This window comes from Streptomyces sp. ID05-39B, from assembly GCF_033794725.1.
Classification (GTDB): domain Bacteria; phylum Actinomycetota; class Actinomycetes; order Streptomycetales; family Streptomycetaceae; genus Streptomyces; species Streptomyces bobili.
Map to the genome: position 1 here is coordinate 1 of NZ_JARGEF010000293.1, position 1514 is coordinate 1514.

Consider the following 1514-nt stretch of genomic DNA (forward strand, 5'->3'; position numbering starts at 1 on the left):
GGGTGGGACGCGGGTGCGGCTGTCGGTGGTCCGTCCGCGCCTGGAACGCACCCAGGGCGGCCGGTGGTGGCCGTTGCCGGGGGTCCCGCGTTCACGTTCTCCTATGCCGAGCACGGTGAACTGCTCGCCGCCGCCGGGGCCGACGTCGTGACCTTCGATCCCCTGCGGGAAGAGCAACTGCCTTTGAATACGGCTGGGTTGGTCGTCGGGGGCGGGTTTCCCGAGGTGTACGCCGCCGAGTTGTCCGCGAACGAGGGGCTGCGCAAGGAGATCGCCGCGCTCGCGGAGAACGGGGCCCCCGTCGCCGCCGAGTGCGCTGGCCTGCTGTATCTCTGCCGGGAGCTGGACGGGCGGCCCATGTGCGCGGTCCTCGACGCCACGGCCCGGATGACGGAGCGGCTCACCCTCGGGTACCGGGACGCCGTCGCCGTGAGCGACAGCGTGCTCGCCGGGGCGGGGACGCGGATGCGGGGGCACGAGTTCCATCGCACCGTGGTGGAGCCGGGCGCCGGGACGGCTCCCGCCTGGGGGGTCCTCGCACCCGAGAAGCGGGTCGAGGGCTTTGTGGAACGCGGTGTGCACGCGAGTTATCTGCACACGCACTGGGCGTCCGAGCCCGGTGTGGCCCGTCGGTTCGTGGAGAGGTGCCGGACGTCATGAGCAGCAGGCTGATCGGAGTCGGGGTCGGTCCCGGTGACCCGGAGCTGGTGACCGTCAAGGGCGTCAACGCCCTGCGCGCCGCCGACGTGGTCGTCGTACCCGTCATGGACACGGGCGAGCGGGGGCGGGCCGAGGCGACCGTGCTCCACTACGTGCCCGAGGAGAAGGTCGTCCGGGTGGTGTTCGCGTTGAACGAGCGGACCGACCGGGGCCGGCGGGAGGCCGCCTGGGACGCCGCCGGGAAGCGGGTGGCGCAGTTGCTCGCGCAGTACGACGCCGTCGCCTTCGCCACCATCGGCGATCCGAACGTGTACTCGACGTTCACGTATCTCGCCCAGACCATCGACGAGCTGGTACCGGGAACGGTCGTGGAGACCGTGCCGGGGATCACCGCCATGCAGGACCTCGCCGCCCGGTCGGGGGCCGTACTGACCGAGGGGACCGAGCCGTTGACGCTGGTTCCCGTGACGGCGGGGTCGGCCGTGCTGAAGGACGCGCTGGCCGGGCCGGGCACGGTCGTCGCCTACAAGTTCGGCCGGCAGGCCGCCGAGGTCGCCGAGGCGCTGCGGGAGACGGGGCGGCTCGAGGACGCGGTGTGGGGCTCTGCGCTCGGCCTGTCGGAGGAGTCCATCCGCCCCGCCGCGGAACTGGACGGGGAGCCCCTCCCCTACCTCTCGACGCTGATCGCCCCGGCCCGACGCGACGGGGTCCGGGGCGGCAAGCTGTGAGAGTGCCCGCGGCGCGAATGCCGGCGGCGCGAATGCCGGCGGCGCTTGGGCGGGCTGCCGGGGCGGGGCCGGGGCCGGACGCCTCGACCGAACGACGGTCGGCCGCCGCGGCCGGGCCACAGGCCG

Annotated in this window: 1 protein-coding gene and 1 pseudogene; both read left to right on the forward strand. The window is 73.8% G+C overall.

Features of this window, described 5'->3' with window-relative positions; all coding sequences use genetic code 11:
• Positions 1-660 (forward strand): annotated as a pseudogene (locus tag P1P75_RS36530) (cobyrinic acid a,c-diamide synthase); the annotation flags it as partial.
• Positions 657-1388, forward strand: coding sequence for a precorrin-2 C(20)-methyltransferase (cobI, locus tag P1P75_RS36535; RefSeq protein ID WP_319263568.1), 732 nt, complete (start codon positions 657-659; stop codon positions 1386-1388). The pseudogene P1P75_RS36530 and the gene cobI, both read left to right, overlap by 4 nt.
• Positions 1389-1514 lie beyond the last annotated feature (126 nt).

Coding starts and splice junctions, on each gene's coding strand:
- cobI (WP_319263568.1), top strand. CDS start 657: ATGAGCAGCAGGCTGATCGGAGTCGGGGTCGGTCCCGGTGACCCGGAG.